Source organism: Bacillus sp. SIMBA_005 (assembly GCF_046535585.1).
Taxonomy (GTDB): Bacteria; Bacillota; Bacilli; order Bacillales; family Bacillaceae; genus Bacillus; species Bacillus pumilus.
On record NZ_JAWRWI010000068.1, the window covers coordinates 1 to 403 of the forward strand.

At 62.0% G+C, this 403-nt stretch carries 1 protein-coding gene; it reads left to right on the forward strand.

From position 1 onward, the window contains the following. The coding region (locus tag SB660_RS19125) for a tautomerase family protein (protein WP_410583796.1) at window positions 1-355 on the forward strand (355 nt) is incomplete at its 5' end. Window positions 356-403: the final 48 nt, after the last annotated feature.

Here is a 403-nt window from a genome sequence, read left to right on the forward strand (position 1 = left end):
GCCGCTCATTCAGGTCCACGTGGACAGGAAGCTGTACGACGAGAGCGCCGACCAGATCGCCGAGGCGATCCACGAAGCGCAGATCAAGGTCCTCGAGATCCCCGCGAACGACCGCTTCCAGCTCTTCGTCCCTCACGACGCCGGCGAAATCCGCTTCGACCCCACCTATGGCGGCGTCGACCGGCGCAGCCTCCTGGTGATCCAGATCACGATGGTCGCCCGTTACCCCGTGAAGCTCAAGCGCGCTCTCTACGAGGAGATCGTCGCACGCCTGGAGGAACTCGGGATCCGACACGAGGACGTGCAGATCGCCGTGCGTGAGAACCACTACGAGGACTGGTACGCGGGCTTCTGATCCGCAGTCCTCGACGCGAAAGGAACGATTCTTGTATCAGTATGATTC